The sequence below is a fragment of the Natronorubrum halobium genome (assembly GCF_051351675.1).
In the GTDB taxonomy this organism is placed as follows: domain Archaea; phylum Halobacteriota; class Halobacteria; order Halobacteriales; family Natrialbaceae; genus Natronorubrum.
This window is the reverse complement of sequence record NZ_CP195595.1, coordinates 3390090-3408057: the sequence shown is the minus strand read 5'-3', so window position 1 is coordinate 3408057 and position 17968 is coordinate 3390090. Positions and strand designations below refer to the sequence as shown.

The 17968-nt window shown below is 61.4% G+C and carries 25 protein-coding genes and 1 tRNA gene; 17 read left to right on the top strand and 9 right to left on the bottom strand.

From position 1 onward, the window contains the following. Window positions 1-10: 10 nt before the first annotated feature. Complete coding sequence (locus ACSFC7_RS16915; RefSeq protein ID WP_436343996.1) at window positions 11-760, bottom strand: TVP38/TMEM64 family protein; 750 nt, start codon at window positions 758-760, stop codon at window positions 11-13. 114 nt (window positions 761-874) lie between these two features. Between ACSFC7_RS16915 and ACSFC7_RS16910 the strand changes: the two genes are divergently transcribed. Beyond that, window positions 875-1273: a DUF5830 family protein gene (locus ACSFC7_RS16910; RefSeq protein WP_436343995.1), complete on the top strand. Its 399-nt coding sequence runs from the start codon at window positions 875-877 to the stop codon at window positions 1271-1273. A 7-nt stretch (window positions 1274-1280) separates the two neighbouring features. Here ACSFC7_RS16910 and ACSFC7_RS16905 read toward each other — a convergent pair whose 3' ends face one another. Continuing rightward, a complete protein-coding gene (locus tag ACSFC7_RS16905; protein WP_436343994.1) occupies window positions 1281-2597 on the bottom strand; it encodes a DUF7115 domain-containing protein in 1317 nt (438 codons plus the stop codon). 103 nt (window positions 2598-2700) lie between these two features. On the opposite strand from ACSFC7_RS16905, the gene ACSFC7_RS16900 reads away from it, so the two are divergent. Both ACSFC7_RS16900 and ACSFC7_RS16895 read left to right on the top strand, forming a co-directional pair. Continuing rightward, window positions 2701-2855 (top strand) — tRNA-Met (locus ACSFC7_RS16900). A gap of 79 nt (window positions 2856-2934) precedes the next feature. Beyond that, entirely contained in the window at window positions 2935-6324 is a 3390-nt protein-coding gene (locus ACSFC7_RS16895) for a hypothetical protein (RefSeq protein WP_436343993.1), read from the top strand. Between the two features lie 277 nt (window positions 6325-6601). Here ACSFC7_RS16895 and ACSFC7_RS16890 read toward each other — a convergent pair whose 3' ends face one another. Then, window positions 6602-6898, bottom strand: a complete 297-nt coding sequence (locus ACSFC7_RS16890) for a hypothetical protein (RefSeq protein ID WP_436343992.1) — start codon at window positions 6896-6898, stop codon at window positions 6602-6604. A 616-nt stretch (window positions 6899-7514) separates the two neighbouring features. On the opposite strand from ACSFC7_RS16890, the gene ACSFC7_RS16885 reads away from it, so the two are divergent. The 7 genes from ACSFC7_RS16885 to ACSFC7_RS16855 all read left to right on the top strand — a co-directional run bounded on the left by ACSFC7_RS16885 (window position 7515) and on the right by ACSFC7_RS16855 (window position 9260). After that, window positions 7515-8018, top strand: a complete 504-nt coding sequence (locus ACSFC7_RS16885) for a hypothetical protein (RefSeq protein ID WP_436343991.1) — start codon at window positions 7515-7517, stop codon at window positions 8016-8018. An 8-nt stretch (window positions 8019-8026) separates the two neighbouring features. Beyond that, entirely contained in the window at window positions 8027-8179 is a 153-nt protein-coding gene (locus tag ACSFC7_RS16880) for a hypothetical protein (protein ID WP_436343990.1), read from the top strand. Window positions 8180-8181: 2 nt separating this feature from the next. Continuing rightward, window positions 8182-8304, top strand: coding sequence for a hypothetical protein (locus ACSFC7_RS16875; RefSeq protein WP_436343989.1), 123 nt, complete (start codon window positions 8182-8184; stop codon window positions 8302-8304). Beyond that, the gene (locus ACSFC7_RS16870) at window positions 8291-8479 is read left to right on the top strand and encodes a DUF7563 family protein (protein WP_436343988.1); all 189 of its coding nucleotides are present in this window, start codon (window positions 8291-8293) and stop codon (window positions 8477-8479) included. The genes ACSFC7_RS16875 and ACSFC7_RS16870 overlap by 14 nt, the downstream gene beginning before the upstream one ends. Before the next feature lie 114 nt (window positions 8480-8593). Continuing rightward, window positions 8594-8872: a hypothetical protein gene (locus ACSFC7_RS16865; protein WP_436343987.1), complete on the top strand. Its 279-nt coding sequence runs from the start codon at window positions 8594-8596 to the stop codon at window positions 8870-8872. Then, window positions 8869-9021, top strand: a complete 153-nt coding sequence (locus tag ACSFC7_RS16860) for a hypothetical protein (protein WP_436343986.1) — start codon at window positions 8869-8871, stop codon at window positions 9019-9021. The genes ACSFC7_RS16865 and ACSFC7_RS16860 overlap by 4 nt, the downstream gene beginning before the upstream one ends. After that, window positions 9018-9260, top strand: coding sequence for a hypothetical protein (locus ACSFC7_RS16855; protein ID WP_436343985.1), 243 nt, complete (start codon window positions 9018-9020; stop codon window positions 9258-9260). Before ACSFC7_RS16860 ends, ACSFC7_RS16855 begins: the two co-directional genes overlap by 4 nt. A 1-nt stretch (window position 9261) precedes the next feature. Here ACSFC7_RS16855 and ACSFC7_RS16850 read toward each other — a convergent pair whose 3' ends face one another. Then, window positions 9262-9420 (bottom strand): hypothetical protein, encoded by a 159-nt coding sequence (locus ACSFC7_RS16850; RefSeq protein WP_436343984.1) that lies wholly within the window; start codon window positions 9418-9420, stop codon window positions 9262-9264. A gap of 65 nt (window positions 9421-9485) precedes the next feature. Here ACSFC7_RS16850 and ACSFC7_RS16845 point away from each other — a divergent pair, with 65 nt between their 5' ends. The 6 genes from ACSFC7_RS16845 to ACSFC7_RS16820 all read left to right on the top strand — a co-directional run bounded on the left by ACSFC7_RS16845 (window position 9486) and on the right by ACSFC7_RS16820 (window position 12718). Then, window positions 9486-9707, top strand: a complete 222-nt coding sequence (locus ACSFC7_RS16845) for a hypothetical protein (RefSeq protein WP_436343983.1) — start codon at window positions 9486-9488, stop codon at window positions 9705-9707. Beyond that, window positions 9700-10056: a hypothetical protein gene (locus tag ACSFC7_RS16840; protein ID WP_436343982.1), complete on the top strand. Its 357-nt coding sequence runs from the start codon at window positions 9700-9702 to the stop codon at window positions 10054-10056. Before ACSFC7_RS16845 ends, ACSFC7_RS16840 begins: the two co-directional genes overlap by 8 nt. 156 nt (window positions 10057-10212) lie before the next feature. Next, window positions 10213-10470 (top strand): hypothetical protein, encoded by a 258-nt coding sequence (locus ACSFC7_RS16835; RefSeq protein ID WP_436343981.1) that lies wholly within the window; start codon window positions 10213-10215, stop codon window positions 10468-10470. A 4-nt stretch (window positions 10471-10474) separates the two neighbouring features. Next, window positions 10475-11785 carry a DUF2213 domain-containing protein gene (locus ACSFC7_RS16830; protein WP_436343980.1) on the top strand — a complete coding sequence of 437 codons (1311 nt, stop codon included), beginning with the start codon at window positions 10475-10477 and terminating at the stop codon, window positions 11783-11785. Between the two features lie 77 nt (window positions 11786-11862). Beyond that, window positions 11863-12264, top strand: coding sequence for a hypothetical protein (locus ACSFC7_RS16825; protein WP_436343979.1), 402 nt, complete (start codon window positions 11863-11865; stop codon window positions 12262-12264). Between the two features lie 121 nt (window positions 12265-12385). After that, window positions 12386-12718, top strand: a complete 333-nt coding sequence (locus ACSFC7_RS16820) for a hypothetical protein (protein ID WP_436343978.1) — start codon at window positions 12386-12388, stop codon at window positions 12716-12718. Window positions 12719-12789: 71 nt separating this feature from the next. Here the strand turns inward: ACSFC7_RS16820 and ACSFC7_RS16815 are convergent, their stop codons facing one another. Further along, complete coding sequence (locus ACSFC7_RS16815; protein ID WP_436343977.1) at window positions 12790-12936, bottom strand: DUF7563 family protein; 147 nt, start codon at window positions 12934-12936, stop codon at window positions 12790-12792. A 662-nt stretch (window positions 12937-13598) separates the two neighbouring features. On the opposite strand from ACSFC7_RS16815, the gene ACSFC7_RS16810 reads away from it, so the two are divergent. Continuing rightward, window positions 13599-13994 carry a DUF7344 domain-containing protein gene (locus tag ACSFC7_RS16810; RefSeq protein ID WP_436343976.1) on the top strand — a complete coding sequence of 132 codons (396 nt, stop codon included), beginning with the start codon at window positions 13599-13601 and terminating at the stop codon, window positions 13992-13994. 1 nt (window position 13995) lies between these two features. Here the strand turns inward: ACSFC7_RS16810 and ACSFC7_RS16805 are convergent, their stop codons facing one another. From ACSFC7_RS16805 to ACSFC7_RS16790, 4 genes are all read right to left on the bottom strand, one after another. Continuing rightward, entirely contained in the window at window positions 13996-14247 is a 252-nt protein-coding gene (locus ACSFC7_RS16805) for a HalOD1 output domain-containing protein (protein WP_436343975.1), read from the bottom strand. Window positions 14248-15043: 796 nt separating this feature from the next. Then, window positions 15044-15403: a hypothetical protein gene (locus ACSFC7_RS16800; RefSeq protein ID WP_436343974.1), complete on the bottom strand. Its 360-nt coding sequence runs from the start codon at window positions 15401-15403 to the stop codon at window positions 15044-15046. Between the two features lie 147 nt (window positions 15404-15550). Further along, complete coding sequence (locus tag ACSFC7_RS16795; RefSeq protein WP_436343973.1) at window positions 15551-16801, bottom strand: tyrosine-type recombinase/integrase; 1251 nt, start codon at window positions 16799-16801, stop codon at window positions 15551-15553. 318 nt (window positions 16802-17119) lie between these two features. After that, the gene (locus ACSFC7_RS16790) at window positions 17120-17929 is read right to left on the bottom strand and encodes an ion transporter (RefSeq protein WP_436343972.1); all 810 of its coding nucleotides are present in this window, start codon (window positions 17927-17929) and stop codon (window positions 17120-17122) included. Window positions 17930-17968 lie beyond the last annotated feature (39 nt).

Below are 17968 nucleotides of genomic sequence, written 5' to 3'. Positions count from 1 at the left end.
GGCCCTCGAGCTAGCTCTCTGCCGACCGCCCGGCGTTCCGCGCCCGCCTGTGCATCCGAACCACGCGATAGGCGGGGCCCGCGAGCAGTATCACGGCAGCACCGAGACAGGCGACGGTGAGCGTGGCACCGAATTCGCCGAAGCCGTCCGTGGTGACGGTCGCCGCCGACGCGCCGACGACGACGGCAGCGACCGTCCACGGGAGTTCACCGACGACCGTGCCGACCACGAACTGTCGGAGTCGCACGCCGCTGACCGCCGCCGCACACGTCGAGACGTCCGAGGGGATCGGCGCCAATCGAGAGACGACGACGCCTCGGGTCGGTCCGGCAGTATCGTAATACCGGGTACCGACGCTACCGGCCCGCTCGAGAAGGGACTCGAACGTCCCGCCGGCCGACTCCGCGGCGGAGTCGGCGTGCGTCCCACTCGCGGTGTTCGTCTCGGTCCCCGCGAGCCAGCGAGCGACGAGAAAGACGGGGATCACGGTCGTCACGACACCGACGAGCGCGATCGGGAGCCCGAGCGCGACGCCGTAGCCGTAGCCGACGACGACGGCGAGCGGCGTCGTCGGCAGGACGAGCAGCGGTCGCACGAGGTAGAGACCGCCGACGACGAGTCCGAACAGATAGGGGTCCGCCGAGACCGACTCGACGGCGCCGAGTATCGTCGACGGCGAGACGAGCACGCCCATCGCGACGATCGCACCGATCACGACCGTCCCGACGAGCGCGCGGCGTTTCACCGACGACAGCGACATCGGTCCCAGTTTCCCCTCGAGTGTTGAAACTTTTGTGTCTCGACGGGTGGGACCCGTCGCCGTCGATGGCGGACGACACAACGTTTATTCGCTCGCAGCCGACAGCACTCATCGATGGATCGCGACGAGACCGGACCCGACACAGCCGTCGACGCCAGCGACGACCGGGTCGCGCTCGGGTTGGCGCTGCTCGAGCGACTCGAGCACGAGTCGCTGCCCCTGCCTGAGGTCGTCGACCGGATCGAGACGGTGACGACCGACCCGACGGTGGCGCGGACGATTCTCGACGAGGCGGAACTCCGCGGCATCATCGAGCGCGAGGACGGGATCATCCGACCGAAGAGCCGGCAGTACGTTCGGTTCGAACAGGACGTCATTACGAAAGAGGGCGACTTTTCCTGCCAGCGCTGTGGGACCGGCGTCTCGACGGGCTACTTCATCGATCTCGACGCCGGCGAACTGGGACCCTTCGGCTCGTCGTGTATTCGGAAGGTGACCGGCCGAGAGGATTGAACCGCCGTTAGCGTTGCTTGCGGAGTTCGGCGATCAGTTGCTCGATCGTCTGTTGCTGGCGTTCGATTATCTCGGTTTGTCGCTCGACGGCGCCCTCGAGTGACTCGACGCGCTCGAGCAGTTCGGCGGTGACGTCGTCGGGTTCGGACTCGCCGTCGGGTTCGGCGCCGAGCAGCGGCGTCGACCCAGCCCCGAGCCCGCCGTCGTCCCGGCTCGGCTCCGTCTCGATCTCGGCCGGCTCCGCGTCGACCTCGGCCGGTTCGGTTCGCTCGAGATCGGGGTCCCGTTCGGTTACGGTGTCGGTCGACATTTCGAACGTGGTTTCGGTCTCGTCGGACGCCGGCTCGGACTCCTGGGTCGGGACCGGATCGGTCCGGGCCGGCGCTTGCGTCGCCGACTGCGTCTCGGTCTGCTGTCGTTGCCGGGACGCTTGCTGGGGTTCCTGAGAGGGTTGCGTCTCGCTCGCGCTCGAGTCCGCCGCCGGTTGAGACCCGCTCGTCTCCGGGCCAGCGACGGTCGGCTCGTCTGCGAGCGGATCGGTCGTCTGTGCCGGTTCAGCCGTCCCACCGACCGCCTCATCGACGTCGTCGTGATCGTCCAGCGACGGCGGATTGGCGTTGAGGGGATCGACTCCCTCACCGAAGTCCACCGACGCGTTGCGCTGGGTCGGGTCGGCATCGTCGTCACCGCCGACCGTCTCGTTGAGTTCCTCGAGCGAGCCGACGTCGTGGTACTCGAAGAGGGCCCGTTTGAGCCGTTCGCGGAGGTCGTTCGCCTCCTCGTTGGGGGCCTTGATCCGCTGCGGTCGGCCGTCGGCCGTGAGCACGATCTGCGTGGCGACGCTGCCGTCCTCGAACGCGAGGTTCGTGACGTCCCCGAAGTGGTACTCCTCGTAGTCGCCGTCCCAGACCGCCGCGCCGATGTGTTTGACGAGCCGGTCGCTCGTGATGATCAGCGTCAGTTCGCTGAAGCGGTAGGTCTGGACGACCGTCTCGCCGGGATCGGTGATCCCGTTGCCGTTCAGCACGCCGGCCAGCACCGGGTGCAAGACCGCGTCGGTCTTGCCGCTGGGGATGCTGAACGATTTCGTTCCCTCGAGGGGGTACTCGAGCGTGAACTTCGTCTTGCGTCGCCCCGCAGAGAGGGTGAGGCGGTCCGCCTCGTGGGGGTATTCGTCGATCGATTCGTCGCTCAGGAGGCCTTCGGAGCTGTAGACGAGCGTGCTCGAGGGCGTAATGAAGAGTTCGTCTTCGCCGCCGAGAGAGACGCGCGCCGCGATTTCCTCGCCGTTGAGAGTAGACTGGACGATGCCGGGAACGCTCATGCGCGGGTAGTTGGGAAGGCCGTGCCATAAATCCGTGGGTCGGCGTTACACGCCGGGGCCGAATGAGAAGGTTAAAGAAACACACCGCGCTATCTGAGAGTGAGCCCGGGTGGCTTAGCTGGACATAGCGCCGCACTCATAGGGTTCAGAGATTCGGTGCGGTTTCGCCTTGGAAGCCTCCGTGTCCCCACGAGGACTCATGCCGAGCCTCGGACCTGGGACATGCGGAGATCGAGGGTTCGGAGCCCTCCCCGGGCATAAAACTATTCGTTCCGGTGCCCAAGAATAAGGCCCCGAGAGCGGGGTCTACCGTTTCTTCTCAAAGGAGGTGTTCGCCGTGACGGCCGAATGCTTCCGTTGCGGGGGCGAAGCGACGGAGTCGTTCGGCAACGGCTATCTCTGCGACGAGTGCATCCCAATCGGCGAAGACACAGGTGAAGACGACTCAGACCCCGTAAGCCCAAGCCGGGATACATGCTCACCAGACCAGCCCGACGCCGACTCGATCGACCCCGAGGCAATTCTCGACGTCGAACTCGACGTCTACCCGAGCGACCTACTCGATGTTGATCGATGGCTGACGTGGAAGCCGACCGACGACGGGCGAAAGGTTCCGCGAGCGCCGTACGCAAACCCGGACTGGCCCGATAAGTTCGTCTCGGCACAGGACCCTGACGTCTGGACCAACTTCGAGACCGCGTCAACGGCGGTCGCTGACCGGCGTGACTACGGCCTCGCGTTCAATATCCCGGACGCCGACGAGTACTCTGACGACCCGTTCGTCCTCATCGACTACGACAACGTTCGCGACCCGGAGACCCGTGAGGTCCACCCGACGGTTCGCGACCACATCAAGCGCGCCGAGTCATACGCCGACGTCTCGACGTCGGGGACCGGCGTCCACATCTTTGCTCGCGGCGCGCTCCCGGACGGCGTGAAGGCGATCGAGGCAGCGCTCCCGGCGGTCGACGGTTTCGGAGAGGCCGAGATCGAAGTCTACGACTCGGCGCGCTACTCGGCAATGACGGGCGCTCACATCGCCGCCTCGCCACGCCGGACGACCGACGCGCAGGATCTCATCGATGACCTCGCCGACGAGTACGCAACGGTCGCTGAGGGGACGCCCGATGAACTCACCCGCGAACCTGAGAAATCCCGCGACGAGATCGTAAACGTCGAGACGACGACTGACATTCAGGACGTCCTCGACGCTATACAGCACGTCCGACCCCACGACATCCGGCTTCGATCGACGGTCACGCACGAGCGCGCCGACGGGACGAAATCACTCGACCCGAGTTGGGCGAACTCCGATAGCGGGACGCGTCTCGCACAGGTCGACGACGGCTGGGTTTACCGGAAGGGGATGCACGGCCTCGACGCACTCCAGCTCGTCGCCCTCGAGGAGCGCATCATCTCGCACGTCGACGAGTACCCGACCAGCGAGGGCTTCTGGAATGCCGTCGACGCCCTTCGCGATCGCGGCGCGCACATCCCGGAGTTCGACCCCGCCAGCGACGATGCTGGGGCAGTCTCGGCCCTCCCGATCGAACAACTCGATGCGCTCTCACCCGCAGAACGCCGGCGGGCGGCGAAAAAACGCGGCCTTGAGTGGCCGTCGACGGACGACGCTCGCGAAGACCTCTTCGACGCGATCGCCGAGGTGATCCGGTACGAAGACAACTGGATTATCGATGCGCCGACGTCGCTCGGGAAGTCCTACACGATCGCGTCAACACGCTGGGGTGCCCGCCAGGACATCACTGGCGACCGCCCGGTCGTCCACCTCCTCGAGACGCGTGACGCCCGTGACGAGGCCGTCGACGTCGCCGAAGAGCACGGCGGCCAGTACCACGTTCTCCTCGGGCGCCACGAGGCCTGTCCGGTCGCGGGCGGTGAGCATGACGACGAGATCACGATTGACGGGACGCCGGCGAGCGACTGGCTCGATTCCCAGTGCGACGGGAAGGGCATGGCCTTCAGTGCTGCCCACCGCTACCTCGAGGAGCACAACGACCAGGGGATCCACCTTCCCTGTACCGAAGAGGGCCACTGTACGGCGACCAAGCAGTGGGACGAGTATCGCGAAGGACCAGGTGGAGAACTCGAGTACTGGCCGCTCGTCATCGCGACGCACAACTTCGCGTACGCGCCCGGGCTGCGGATGCACAACAACGTCGTCGTTGACGAACAGCCGAACTTCGAGACCGACCTCTCGACCGACCGCATCCGCCGGGCAGTCGGCGCGTACCTCCACGAGATCGACGCCCCCGTCACTACCTGGGAGGCGTTCATCCAGCTGTCCCGCCACGACGACTATCAGGGCGACGCCGCAAAGGAACGCGACGCCCTTGAGGACGTCCTCTACGAAGAGCCCGATCACGACTGGTACTTCGAGAACCCCGACGCCCACACCCTCGCGCCGGCACTGGCGCGGGCGATCTTCCGCGCCGAAGACCGCGCGAACGGGCGCCGGTTCGGGAAGACGATGCACGAACCGCCGCGCCTCGAGGCGACTGTTCGCGATGACGACGACTGGAACCGCGAGTGGGTCTCGATCGTCCTCGACGAGTCGAACGACGTCCGCTCGGTCCGGGTCGTCCCCGACTTCGGTTCTGCGCGGTCGGTTATCGGGATGGACGCTCACCCCGCGGTGCCGCTGTGGCAGGCGAATACGCTCCCGTGGATCAAGACTACACAGATCCTCGAGCCCGAGCAGCGCCAGCTCTGGCGCCGCTACGAGCGCGGCCTCCGCGTTGTCCAGGTCGGCGACGCGACCCGTCCCCTCTCCGGTGACAAGGCCCTCGAGTGGCTCAACGAGGACAAACTCGAGGCGCTGTTCGAGCACCTCGTCGACGAGTACGGCCCGCAGTTCCGCACAGCGATCACGACCGCGCAGGTTGAGGACCGGCTCGAGGAGCTCATGGCGGAAGCCGGTGTCCACCGGCCGGAGTTGATGCACTTCGGAGAGGAGAAGTCGCGCAACGACTTCGAGAACGAGCGCATCGGTCTGGTCAACGGTTGTATGGACCCGGGCGACGACTACGTCCTCGATCTCCTCGCCGAACTCGACCTCGAGGCCGAAGCCGAGACTGCCGTCGACGACGCCGGCGAGGAGTACCGGGCCCGTGGCCGCGGCTTCGAGGGCAAGGATGCAGACGCCGCTGACGAGATCCTCGCCTCGGTGCGGGAGAACCACATCGCTCAGGCCGCCGGTCGGTATGCGCGGGATCCGTCCGACCCCGACGTCACCGCCACGGTGTTCGTTCGGACCGATGCGATGCCCGCGGGATTCGCCGACGTCCAGACGCCTGGTGTCGAGTGGGTTTTCACCGACCTCCAAGAGGAAATCGTCGAGGAACTTCGCTCGAGCAAGCGTTCGAAGACGGTGCGAGAAATCGCTGAAGCGGTCGGCTGTTCGAAAGAGCACGTCCGCCAGACGCTCGAGCGGTTGTCCGATAGTGAGTTCGGCGAGTCCGCGGTCCACATTTCCGAAGGCGCCGGATCCCACGGAGCGACGCTGTACAGTGAGTCTGGGCTTCCTTCCACCGGGTTTGTGGATCTGGAGGAATCGCCAACTGAACCCTATAGGGACTCTAGTAGGTGGGCGTTGGCGATTCGTGACCCCAGCCCCTCCACCGCCGCTGCTCGTACAGTGAGTGACGATCACGACAGGCCCTCAACGGAGGTGTGGGACTGGAAATCCCACCCCTCTCCGTCTGACTGACGCACTCTCCGGTCCGGTTGTATGCCTTCGATGAGCGATGGCACCGTCACGGCAGCTGCTATCGGTAGATAGTAGTACGGTTTTTTCAGAACTGGCTGTAAAACTCGCGCTCAGTACAGACGAACGATGTAGCGCGCCGACCGGCTTGTTATCCGTCATCCGTCAAGAGCGGCGTGCTGAATAGAGAGAATGTGTTCACGAGTGATGTGGATTCCTGTTCGTCTTTCACGTGGAGGTCGCCGAACTCGCCGCCTTATCTTCGATCGACGACCGACGATCAATCGCCATCATTCGGCGTGGCAATCCAGTTTTCCTGCTCAACCCACGTCTCGACATTGTCACGCCAGTCGAAATCACAGTACCCGATGCCCTCGTCAACTTGGATAACAGTCTGGGACTCAATGCGGATTACGTTCTCACTATTTAGTATGCAGTGATTCGCTGCCGTGTCCGGGCGCAATGCGTAGAGCCAATTCGAGTCGTATCGCCGTACAACGACGTTATACACCTCCGTTGTTCCATCGATGAAGTGGACTGTCGTCGGTTCTTTCTCGTTACCGTCAGTATCATTCATTCGTGTCAAACCCTCCTATGTCAGAATACGCAACGGAGCGTGTTAGTAGTTGGCACTGAAGATTACTTGCGCCTTCTCTTCAGCACGTCTCAACGAACGTCATCTCTACCTGATCGAAATTTCGGTGATCAGTTCGCATACGTAGTTATCGAACCGCGAGTTCCAGTAACGCCTGGTTCTGAGTAAAGAAACGCTATCACGAGCTACTGTTATGGCAGAGGTATCTGATTTCCGAGAGTTGTCACTCACGAACTCCGCTATAGGTCCTAACAGATTTAATTTATTTCCCAACTAATATTTAGACGGCGTAGGGGTAGTCACCACTCGATCGGGGGGCTGGTCGATCTCGTGGCCCCATCAGTCCGTCTAAGGCTAAGGAGATGGGTCTGCGGATCCACCGATAACTATCAAAATATGAGTGTTAAAAAGAAGATTTAGTGGTCTTACCCCAGTGGGAGAGTTATGAAGTGGAAACTTCTATATGTCAGTCTGAACTAGACCAGAGTAGATACCCCGCCCCCTATATCGCCGGCAACTGTCGGTGGTCGGGATCGGCGGCCGTCCTCGAAAACGAGGGCGCGTCCGGATCACATCCGGGGGGAGTCTGCCCTTTTCCATGTCGACCGAACCTGTCACCACCTTCTCGAGTAGCATCGATCTCGACATTAACACGACCGACGACGCTGAAACCATCCTCGAAGCCCTCACCGACGCCGACGGCATCTGCCGGTGGTGTTTCGGCCGGCGCTGTCACTACTCGCCGTCCCATCCGAGCGCCGGCCTCCCTGATCGCGACGTCGATCCGAGTGCATCGCACGAGACCGTCCCGGCGCGAACGGACGAACGGGGCGACGTCGTCGATCCCGCTCGGCCTCACGTCGTCTGTGAGTGCGGTGTCGTCGACGTCGATCCGACCGATGACCGAACCGTCGACGAGTTGCTCGAGGCGGTCGTGAACCTCTCCGATCGACTCGCCGAGGCCGGCCTCGCTCACTCGTCGGGTGCGGCACAGATCCTCGTCGACAAATACCGCGAGGCCGGGGAGGCCGGTGGCAACGACGACGAAATCCTCGAGAACGCCATCCGTCTCGGCCGTGAGTGGGCCGATGACCTTGACTAATCCAAACTATGAGCCAAAGCCACGACTCCGAGAAGTCCGGAACAGAGTACACGAACGTCCCGGTCAAACCCGACGTCCGCGACGAACTATACAATCGTAAACGTGGTCCGGGGGACACCTACGACGCCGTCGTGAGGCGGCTTCTCGAGGCCGACAAGTGACCATGTCAGCCGACCGAACCCGTGTGATCCTCGCCGAGTCGATCGCAGACGACGTCGAACGCTTCGCTCACGAACGTCTCGAGCGAGAGCGCGATCGAGATGAGAAGGCCGATGCCGGCCTGTGAGGACTGTGGGGCACACGTCAGCGAACGTTTTACGGCGGTGTTCGGGGACGATGCCCACGTCGTCTACGCCTGTCCGGCCTGTTCGGATATGGCCCACATCGTCCGTGGCGGGGCGGCTACCGACGCCGCGTTCGCCGCTCGTGTCCGGGGCGATGAGGATGACTCCAAGAAGTGATCGTTCACAGACCGCACCTATACCGATTCTAATCAATCACGTGATGACGGAAACTATCCTCCTGGCGACCCGAGACGCCCAAATATTGCCAGCTACCCCCGGGGTGCCCGCTCGATGACCCCCGACGCGAGTGCGGGCGCGCGGGACTCGTCCAACGACGTCGACGAGTACGACGCGATGCTCGAGGTTCTCGACGTCGCGATCGACGAAGCGAAACGGAAAGTCGAGAACGGTCGCGTCTACGACGCCGAGAACGAGAAGGTCCGAATCAAATGGATTCGAGCGCTGGCCTACGCGGTCAACGTCCGCCGGCAGTGTACCAACGATCGAACGCTCGAGGAACTGAGCGAGCGGATCGACCAGCTCGAGGACGCCCGTGGGGTGGATCGATGACTCGCCGCCGATCGGCCCGGGAGATAGAGTCGAGCCTCGACGATCTAGACGCCCCGACCGGCGATCAGGTCGAGGACTGGCGTCAGTTCCTTCGCGGGAACCTCTCGCTCGAGGAGTACCGTGATCGGTGGGCGGGTGATGGCCGATGACTCGCAAATCGAAGCGAGAACTCGAGCACGCCCTCGCCCAAATCGAGGGTGAGGGGCACAGAGACGATTTTGTCGTCGTGGAAATCGACGCGACAGGTGGGACGCGGACAGAGCGCACTGAGCGCTACAGGTGGGACGACGTTGCTGGCGTTTACAGGTCAGACGAGGGACGCGAACGGATGCCCGGCGAGGCCCCAACTGGTTTCGACTTCGCTGTGGGGTGGGCCGATGACTCGTAAGTCAAAGCGCGAGATCGAGGCGTCCCTGGACCAACTCGAGGATGGCGACGACACCGACGACCTCGAGGTCGTAGTCCGAGACCATGTTGTCGACGAGAACGGCGACGTACATGTGGTCTCGGGGTTCCGGAGGTGGCGCGACGAATCTGATGAGTGGCACACCGAGGAACTAGAGTTCGACGTCGATCACGAGATTGACCCGGACACTGCCGAATGGAGTGTTGAATGACTCGTAAATCCCCCCGAGAACTCGAGCGTCGGCTAGACGATATTGCCGGCGATTCCCCCTCGCTCGATGGCTTTGGCTACGACCTGGAGAAGTTCGACGAGTACGACTGGGGGACACAGCGAGAGATCATCAAAATCGCGTGTGACTGGACGTACAACCGGTCGGGGACGACGCTGGCCTCGGCGATCAAGGACATTTACGAGGAGGACGATGACTGAATCCGACACCACTGACGACGACCTCGACGAACTGCTCGAAGACGACGACTACGCCGACGAGAAGTACATCATGGTCGGCTCGAACCATGCTGGCCACAAGAAGGGCGACGTAATCGTCCCGACCAAAACCGCCCTCGAGAACTTCGGGCATAAGTTCGATCCGATCACACTCGGTGGCGACGACGCCCCGTGTCCGTTCTGCGATCCCGGTGATGAGTTGTACCCTCGAGCCCACCTCGAGAAACTCACTGACGATGACCTGCGCGTGGTCGCCGCCCTCTCGGAGAAAGACGGCGTCGACGGCAACGACGACCCGGCGGACATCATCGACGCGCTGGCCGAAGACTGACCCCGGCGTGTGATGACCGCCCGCCACTGGCGCGAGCACAAAGCGGTACATTGCACGGAGGCAAGGTCAGCGGGTCCACTGGACCCCATTTCGCCGGGCGGGTATTCCGTCCGGTGTCGATCTCGAGCCGCCTATTTTCGATACGCAACTCAGACTATGACAGCAAAACCCGACCGCCCGAGCGACGATGCACCGACTCCGGACGATGCCCGAAGCGCAGTCAAGCAGAAATGGCACAAGTACGAGAACCCGGCGATCACGACGGGAGAGGTGGCCGACGAGTTAGGCGTCGACCTCGAGACGGCGTTCGAACTCCTCGAGGCCGCCACTGACCGGGCTAACGTCTCGAGAAACATCACCGTCCAATCGAAACCCGTCGCCGGCGACGGGCCAGAGCATCACGTCTGGTGGTGATTCGATGGCGCCCTCCACTCTCCGAACCCACGCCACCGGGTCCCTCCGCAGCGACGACGTCCGGCATGAGACCGAGGCCGGCATCGAGTACCTCGTCGTCAACGGCGTGCCCGCCCGCGCCCCCCACGTCTACGAATACGATCACGGAAGCGAATTGCTCCCACCAGAGGAACTCGAGGGACTGACTGACGAGGCCCCAATCGTTCTCGATCACCCCGTCGCGAACGGCCAGTTCGTCGGCGTCTCGTCTCCCGGTGCCTCGCCTGACGTGGTCGGCGAGTTCCGGAACGCCGCGGTCGTCGACGACACTGACGGCGCTCACGTTGTCGGCGAGTACTGGCTCGACACGTCGAAGCGGGATCTCTACCCCGGCTACGCTGATGCCCTCGAGACGCTCGAGAACGGCGGGGAAGTCGAGACCTCGCCGGGATATAACCCCGAGATCGACCCGACGTCAGGCCGAACCCAGTCGGGTGAGCGCTACGCCGCGGTCCAGAAATCCCCCTCGTTGGATCACGTGGGGCTGATCGTCAACGGCCACGCCCGCTGTTCATTATCTGAGGGATGTGGCATTGGCAGAGCGAACTGTACCTCCGACCGTCCCTGCGAGACTGATACCATGCAATCGAACCCACCACAGACGACCGCACAGCCCGACGACCAAGCTCACGCCATTCTCGACAACCAACTCCGAGCGAACGGCGTCACTGCCGACCTCTCGCCGCTCTCGTTCACGGACAAGAAGAAACTCGTCGCCGCTCAGGGCGTCGAACTCCACAGTACGACCGCTCGAAAGGCAGGATTCACGCACGACGAGGTCCCCGGAATGCGGATCAACGCCGGCGGATTCGTCGACCTCTCGAGAGCCGACGTCAAGGACCGCGACGAGGGGAGTCGCCAGAACGCAGCGGGCTGTGAGTGTTCCGGTGGCGATCAAGCGAACGCGACCACCTCTTTCGGCCACTCGTACGACGAGTATCGCCAGAAGAAGGCCGAACACGGTGAGAGCTACTACGCGAGACAGCGGAGCGAACGCAAGCGCACTCGAGCGAACGAAGCCGACCAGCGCAAGCAACGGCAGAACGCCCGCCTCACCGAGCGAAGTCAGAAGGATCTGGACGTTCCGAGCGCCGGTCACGACAGCTACCAAGAGCGGAGCGACGGCGACCAGACCGGCGACTCGAGTATCCCGACCGGCGGCTATGCGAACCGTGGCACCGAACAGACGGCCCCCTCCGGTAGCCGATCGAACGCACAGACGTCGCGATCGGACACCGAGAAACCGGCCTACCTAGACGAGTACCGCGAATACTAACTCATCATGACTATCGCAACACACTCTGTGGATGTATCGACGATCGACTATCCCTACGAAACCGGAGGTATGGCCTAATGCCGGGTCCACTGAAAGGCCTGACAAAGGCCCTCGGTGCTCTCGATAAACTCTCCGGTGGCAATGGCGGCTGGGGGGCAAACGTCGAGGGCGCCGACAAACTGGCCGCCGCGCTCGAGGAGGAGTTCGAGGACTGGGAGTTTACGACGGGCTATGCTGTGGGTGCGAGCGCCTCTTACGCGGTGTTCGTCGAGATGGGGACCTCGAGGATGCAAGGAACGCCCGCGCTGCAAAACGCCATCGACGCGACGATGGGTAATCTCGATAGCCTTGCTGAGCAGGCCGACTCCGGCGACGAACTAATCCAGTTGATCGCTCTCGACATCGAGGCCGGTTACAAAGGGGACGTCCCCGTCGATACCGGTCACCTGCAGTCGTCCATCTACGCGCAGGAGATTTGAGAGCAGAATGGTGGGTGGTGCCTCTGTCCCAGGAGGCAGCAATCAGTGGCCGCCCTCGTAGGCCACACTTGCATTTGCAAGGCGCTAGACTAAAACCTAGCGGTTGGCCACGAAGCCACTCATGACACGTAAATCCACATGCGGCGAGAGCGGCACCGAACCGATGACCGACGTCGACGACCTCGAGACGGTGTTGGTCGCCGGCAGTCAGAGCAGCAACAGGGTCTTTCACGTCTCGAGTGGGTGTCCGGCGGTCCGATCGACCCTCCGAGAGTGGGACCTCGAGACGGCGATCGGGTGGGGGCTGTCGCCCTGCCCGCGGTGTGACGGCGACGGCGTCGGCGGCGATCATGGATCCGGCGGCCACTACCAGACGCTCGTGGCGATCGGGGAGTCTCGAGGCGACCGAGAGCGATCGGATCCGTGGCCCCGGCCGTCGACGGCCGACGACTGACTCAAGACAGTGTGATCTGATTGGCGTGTCCCCGTATTCTGGGAGAGACGTAATAGCCCTGATCGGACAGGTTACGCGAAGTCTGACGGTATCCCCCTCCCTTGGTGCAGTTTTCGGTATGTCATACAACTTGGGCAACCGTTGACTTCGCCGTTGACACCGAATACCCGAATGAAGTCACGCGTGACGAACGCGTCACAGTCGCTACAATGGGGCATAGGTTACCTTTCACACCGATCCATGTTAATGGCTGGCAATATCTGATAGGACTCGCCCGTCCTCAGGCAAAATAGCGCCGAAAGCAGAGTGGGGTGAGGGGGACATGACAGACCCCTCAACGGCGAACAATGGTGGGGATGTTCTCTGTATTCACAACAGCCGTCGCAGGCTGCCGACGGTACGAGATGGCATGACCGCCGGATTATGTCAGTTGGGCACGATACCGTCCGGCGGTCGTCCTTTGGAGCGTGACGGATGGCCATCGGGGCTCCGTCAATTCGGCAGTCCACGCCCATGGTTGTTAATATTTCGCACATTCTAAGTGGGCCGTGGAGTGGGTCTACGAGGTCGCGTGAGCGCGTCAGTGGCCGATCCAGCCGGGCCGGACTCACGCTATGTTAGCATAGCGTCGGGTATCGGATCGTTCGATAGGCCGGCTGTGGCCACTCGAGAGCGACTCTTCCGACCGGCCGGGCCGTAACTCGGTGATAGTTATATTCTGTGACTATCCGAACTGGTGATGAGGGGGTGGGTTCGACGCCGTCCTTCCGGTAGAAGTGCCTTGAGAGCGCCGCGAATCACTCTTTACCCGAAGAAAAGCACAGGGAGATTTGTTAGCCAATGCCTCACATATTTATTGTCCGTGATTCTATGATAACATATGTCAAATGATGACTGCCACTGCCGATGCAAAGAGAAGAGATTTTTAAATAATATCGCATTTGACGGTGGTCGCAGTTTTGACGAGATTTTGACTGCCCTCTCCGACATTCGGCGACGGTATATCCTTTACTATCTACAGGACGAGAATCAAGCCTCGCTGACCGCCATCGCCCAGCAGATTGCTGCGTGGGAACACAAGTGTTCTGTCGACGACATTTCAGAGGAGACGACCGCTACCTACAAGATTCGGTTGTATCACAACCATCTCCCGAAGTTGCGAGAGGCGAAGATCGTTGAATATGACGCTCGCTCCAAGATGGTCGTGTTCCGCGGGGCGCCCGATCTCGTCGAGATGTGTCTCGACCATTGTGCGTCGCAGGACCTTCCTGACTGACCTATCTCCGATCGCGAATCACGAACTGACCGTCACTGTGGATAGTGATTGACATCTCTTCATAGGAAAACGTCACTGTAACATCATTCCCAGAGTCAAGAAGAGTCTCGAGTTCGTCACACGGGATCGTCTCCTCCAATGGAGGCAGGCCCATCGGATCACTATCGGACAGCGTAGCGACGGCTTGGACAATTGCTACCGAGGCTGATTCATCTAAATACTCAAAATGGTGTTCAGTGTCATCATGAGTCATTCCATCTCACAATCCTCTACCTTTTGGAGGCCTATAAAACAGATGGGGTAGAATCCACATCCATCCAACTACTACTTAAATCAAAATCCAACTGCAACGACGGATTTAAAGTGTGTTATACGAGTGTCCACGTTCCGTGATCAAGGTCGTCACACGAGCCGGCGACGTCGGGTGATCCAAGCCTATTGGAAAGGCGTTAATAGTCGGCGATAGCCGGCTGCGCTACTTGCCGACCCATCGGTAATCGTGATGACCGGCGCGATACTTGACGAGTACCGTTCGTACTTAAACTACAATCAGCGCCGAAAGCAGTCGGGGTGGGGGAGGGGACAGACGCCCCTCTGGTGCGAGCAGGAATTACCCGCGGTAGTCACAGCAGCCGTTTAGGCCGCCGAGCGGTACGAGAGGACAGGACCGCCGGACTGTGTCAGTTGGGCCGCGATACGTCCCGGCGATCGTCCTCGTGGAACATGACGGATGACCCAGTATGGTCCCGTCAGTCCGTCAGTCCACCTCTGTGCTTGTTAATGTTTCGCACCCCTCCCCAAGGCAGGCTATGAAGTGACGTTCTGCGAGGATACTGGATTCTCAAATTCAGCATGTGATCGATTCAAACAGGCCGCACACGCCTGCTGCTGTTGTTTCGGCAACTACTGGTCCAAATACGAGAAATGCCGCGAATAACGCTGTGACAATCAAGGCTACAATTCTTCCAACCATGTGGTGTGTGACAACACCCCACAATATAATTCTAATGAAACATATCGTTACAATCTGAGTTGTTAGGCATGTGGGGTCACTCGTCGCCGGCCCACTCGTAGGTCCGCCCGGAGTTGTCGACATATCCCTGATCGGCGGCGTGATTCAGAGTTGGCCGCGCGGTCTGCTCCCACCACGTCGCCTCACTCTGTTCCTCGAGGGCGTGGTCGTCGTACAGCGCTTCTTTGACGTGACTGGCGCGGACGGCTTCGGGCTGCTCTCGGATCCACTCGAGGACGGCACGCCCACTCTCATGGCGGGCCTGCCGCTCCTGTGGTGTACGCCCCGGCTGCCATCCCTCGAGGATGGCGTCTAGATCGACGTCCTCTTGTGAGTCATAGGCGAGCTGCAGGTCATCCGTCGACGCTTTTGGCCGCTTCTCTCCCTGGATGTCCACGCCGCCCCACCGTTCGGTCGGCTCGAGGTCGGGAAGTCACTCCTCGAGACCGGCGCCGTACGCTCGAGCTTGCGCGCTCGTTCTGTTACAACACGGCGGAACTGAACGAGATGTTGAAGAAGTGAAGCGGGAGGTGGAACGATGCAGTTAGTCGCCAGTGAGTTCTTCGGCAAGCTCAAAAACCTCCTCCTCGAGTTCCGGACGATCCTCGAGAAGGTCCATCAGTCGTTCCGATCGTTCGATTCGGTCGACGGTCTCGGGATCCTGCTGGACAAGTTGGAGGGCAGCACTTCGGACCTCGCTTTCGTTCTCGCGGATGGTGTCCTGCGCAGCGGGGTCCATCAACTGACCGCACCACATACATCGATCTTTGTGCCGCGGTGTCTCTCGAGTACACCGAGGACATTCCACCCCAACGAGCGGTTCGGGTTCGTCCTCTTCGACGTCGGCACCGTAGGCCTTCGCGATCTCCCGTTCACTCTCGCCACTGAAGACGGCGATGTATCGGCCGGCGACGTCGCTGCCGCGTTTCCATCCCATATGAGACTCGAGATTAGCCTGATTCACGTTCTCATTGGCGAGATAGCTCGCACAACTCTTGCGGAAGTTCGAGAGCGTGACCGGACGGGTGATACCGGCGCGATCGCCGGCCGTTTCCAGGATCTTTCGGAACATTCGGTCGCTGATCGGCTCTGGTTTGCTGAGCTTGCACCACAGGGGAGCCTCGCCGTCATCGCGATCCGGATGATCGTCGAGCCATCGTTGGAGGTAGGGGACCGAGAGGATGAGCGTCGGGGATCGTTGGCCCCGTTTACCGTCGACGGTGACCTGCATACCGTATCTACTGTCGGTGATGTCTCCGATGGTGATGTCTTGAAATTCGAATGGGCGCGCCCCGAGGTTCCAGGCGACGGCAATGATCGCAGCATCACGCGAGTTACGTGTCTCGTCGATCATGGACAGGACTTCCTCTTCCCATCGAAGCATCTTGTTCGGATCGGGGACGGGATTGTAATCACTCGAGTAGGTACTCGGGACCCAATCGATGCTATCGGGCTTCCCGTTGCCATCGGTGACGCGCTCACCGAACATACGGAAGGCGATTCGATAGTCCCGGTTCGATTCTTCGTTCTCGTACGTTCGGTTGATGTAACGGACAATTTCTTCGGCGGCATCACGGTCCTCGAGTGCGTCAGCGAGGCCGCCGACTTCTTCGGCGAGGCGGACGCAATTGCCGAGCAACTTCTTGTGTCGGGCATCGCCGTACTCGGAGCGGAGAAGATCCATCGTGTCGCTGAACTCGAGAAGGAGTTCGCCGTCTTCATCGCTGATGTCATCGGAAGAGCGTGCACGCTCGCGATGGGTTTCGATCACCGTCCGGTAGTCGCGATCCGGCATACTTCGAGCAACGGGCGGGTATTATATATGGGTACCGGAACCTTAGGTTCGAACCTCTTCCCGGGCATTTTTCGACGACGAGTCACGAACGCAGTGAGTGACGAGTCTGAAAATGCCCGGGGAGGCGGAGAACCCGGTGGTCTTCGCGAGTGAGTGAGGCGAGGCGCGACCAGAGGGAGCGCCTCGGAAATGCGAACGGCGGAGCCGTGAGCACAGCGAGCAAACGAAGGCTCGAGAGAGCTTTGCTCTCTCGTAGGTTCGGAGCCCTCCTCCTAGTTCCTCATAAACTCGAGCGAACGACCGAGATACCCGTAGTGACTACTCGAGTTTCTCCCCGCAGTGAGGACAGTACTGCTTCGCAGTATCGTCCTCCGCGTGCTCGATGAACCCGGAGGCGAGGATCGATGCCGGCAGTGCGAACAGTCCGATACCGAGCATCGCGACGATCGAGCCGACGAACTGGCCCAGCGGAGTGATCGGATGGACGTCACCGTAGCCGACCGTCGTCAGCGTTGCGACGCCCCACCAGAACGACCGTGGGATCGACGAGAAGGCCTCCGGCTGGTACGGGTTCTCGATGTAGTACATCGCGCTCGATGCGATCACGAGCAACAGCAGGTTGGCCGAAAAGGCCAGCACCAACTTCTCCTTTTTCTCCTCGATCACCAGGACGAACGACTGCATCGCCGTCGAGTAGCGTGCGAGTTTGAGCAACCGAAAGAGCCGGATCAAACGCAGCGCACGGAGGAACCGCAAGTCCGCCTGTACGCCGCCGACCGTCAGGTAAAACGGGAGAATCGCCAGGAGGTCCACGATCAGTAGCGGTCGCGACGCGAACTCGAGGCGACCCGTGATCGGGCCGTCGAACTGCGGGTTGTCGACCGACGACCACACGCGACAGACGTATTCGATCGTGAATACGAGGACCGAAAAGAGTTCGAAGTAGTAGAACGCCGTCGCGTACGTGGTCCCCAGTGCGTCGACCGTTTCGAGGATGACCGCTGCGACGTTGACGGCGATCAAGGACATGATGAACCAGTCGACGTAGTGCCCGATCCGGTCGCCTAACTCCGGTTCGAACAGTTCGAAGGTCTTCCGTCTGAAGTGAGAGTATCGTCGTGCGCTCATGCGCCAGACATTCCAGTAACGTTGTATTAGCGTTCCGAA

What these genes read in the sequence shown, in the direction of transcription:
- ACSFC7_RS16915 (WP_436343996.1), bottom strand. Translation starts at nt 760, where the DNA reads ATGTCGCTGTCGTCGGTGAAACGCCGCGCGCTCGTCGGGACGGTCGTG.
- ACSFC7_RS16910 (WP_436343995.1), top strand. Translation starts at nt 875, where the DNA reads ATGGATCGCGACGAGACCGGACCCGACACAGCCGTCGACGCCAGCGAC.
- ACSFC7_RS16905 (WP_436343994.1), bottom strand. Translation starts at nt 2,597, where the DNA reads ATGAGCGTTCCCGGCATCGTCCAGTCTACTCTCAACGGCGAGGAAATC.
- ACSFC7_RS16890 (WP_436343992.1), bottom strand. Translation starts at nt 6,898, where the DNA reads ATGAATGATACTGACGGTAACGAGAAAGAACCGACGACAGTCCACTTC.
- ACSFC7_RS16885 (WP_436343991.1), top strand. Translation starts at nt 7,515, where the DNA reads ATGTCGACCGAACCTGTCACCACCTTCTCGAGTAGCATCGATCTCGAC.
- ACSFC7_RS16880 (WP_436343990.1), top strand. Translation starts at nt 8,027, where the DNA reads ATGAGCCAAAGCCACGACTCCGAGAAGTCCGGAACAGAGTACACGAAC.
- ACSFC7_RS16875 (WP_436343989.1), top strand. Translation starts at nt 8,182, where the DNA reads ATGTCAGCCGACCGAACCCGTGTGATCCTCGCCGAGTCGATCGCAGAC.
- ACSFC7_RS16870 (WP_436343988.1), top strand. Translation starts at nt 8,291, where the DNA reads ATGCCGGCCTGTGAGGACTGTGGGGCACACGTCAGCGAACGTTTTACG.
- ACSFC7_RS16865 (WP_436343987.1), top strand. Translation starts at nt 8,594, where the DNA reads ATGACCCCCGACGCGAGTGCGGGCGCGCGGGACTCGTCCAACGACGTC.
- ACSFC7_RS16860 (WP_436343986.1), top strand. Translation starts at nt 8,869, where the DNA reads ATGACTCGCCGCCGATCGGCCCGGGAGATAGAGTCGAGCCTCGACGAT.
- ACSFC7_RS16855 (WP_436343985.1), top strand. Translation starts at nt 9,018, where the DNA reads ATGACTCGCAAATCGAAGCGAGAACTCGAGCACGCCCTCGCCCAAATC.
- ACSFC7_RS16845 (WP_436343983.1), top strand. Translation starts at nt 9,486, where the DNA reads ATGACTCGTAAATCCCCCCGAGAACTCGAGCGTCGGCTAGACGATATT.
- ACSFC7_RS16840 (WP_436343982.1), top strand. Translation starts at nt 9,700, where the DNA reads ATGACTGAATCCGACACCACTGACGACGACCTCGACGAACTGCTCGAA.
- ACSFC7_RS16835 (WP_436343981.1), top strand. Translation starts at nt 10,213, where the DNA reads ATGACAGCAAAACCCGACCGCCCGAGCGACGATGCACCGACTCCGGAC.
- ACSFC7_RS16830 (WP_436343980.1), top strand. Translation starts at nt 10,475, where the DNA reads ATGGCGCCCTCCACTCTCCGAACCCACGCCACCGGGTCCCTCCGCAGC.
- ACSFC7_RS16825 (WP_436343979.1), top strand. Translation starts at nt 11,863, where the DNA reads ATGCCGGGTCCACTGAAAGGCCTGACAAAGGCCCTCGGTGCTCTCGAT.
- ACSFC7_RS16820 (WP_436343978.1), top strand. Translation starts at nt 12,386, where the DNA reads ATGACACGTAAATCCACATGCGGCGAGAGCGGCACCGAACCGATGACC.
- ACSFC7_RS16815 (WP_436343977.1), bottom strand. Translation starts at nt 12,936, where the DNA reads ATGCCCCATTGTAGCGACTGTGACGCGTTCGTCACGCGTGACTTCATT.
- ACSFC7_RS16810 (WP_436343976.1), top strand. Translation starts at nt 13,599, where the DNA reads ATGTCAAATGATGACTGCCACTGCCGATGCAAAGAGAAGAGATTTTTA.
- ACSFC7_RS16805 (WP_436343975.1), bottom strand. Translation starts at nt 14,247, where the DNA reads ATGACTCATGATGACACTGAACACCATTTTGAGTATTTAGATGAATCA.
- ACSFC7_RS16795 (WP_436343973.1), bottom strand. Translation starts at nt 16,801, where the DNA reads ATGCCGGATCGCGACTACCGGACGGTGATCGAAACCCATCGCGAGCGT.
- ACSFC7_RS16790 (WP_436343972.1), bottom strand. Translation starts at nt 17,929, where the DNA reads ATGAGCGCACGACGATACTCTCACTTCAGACGGAAGACCTTCGAACTG.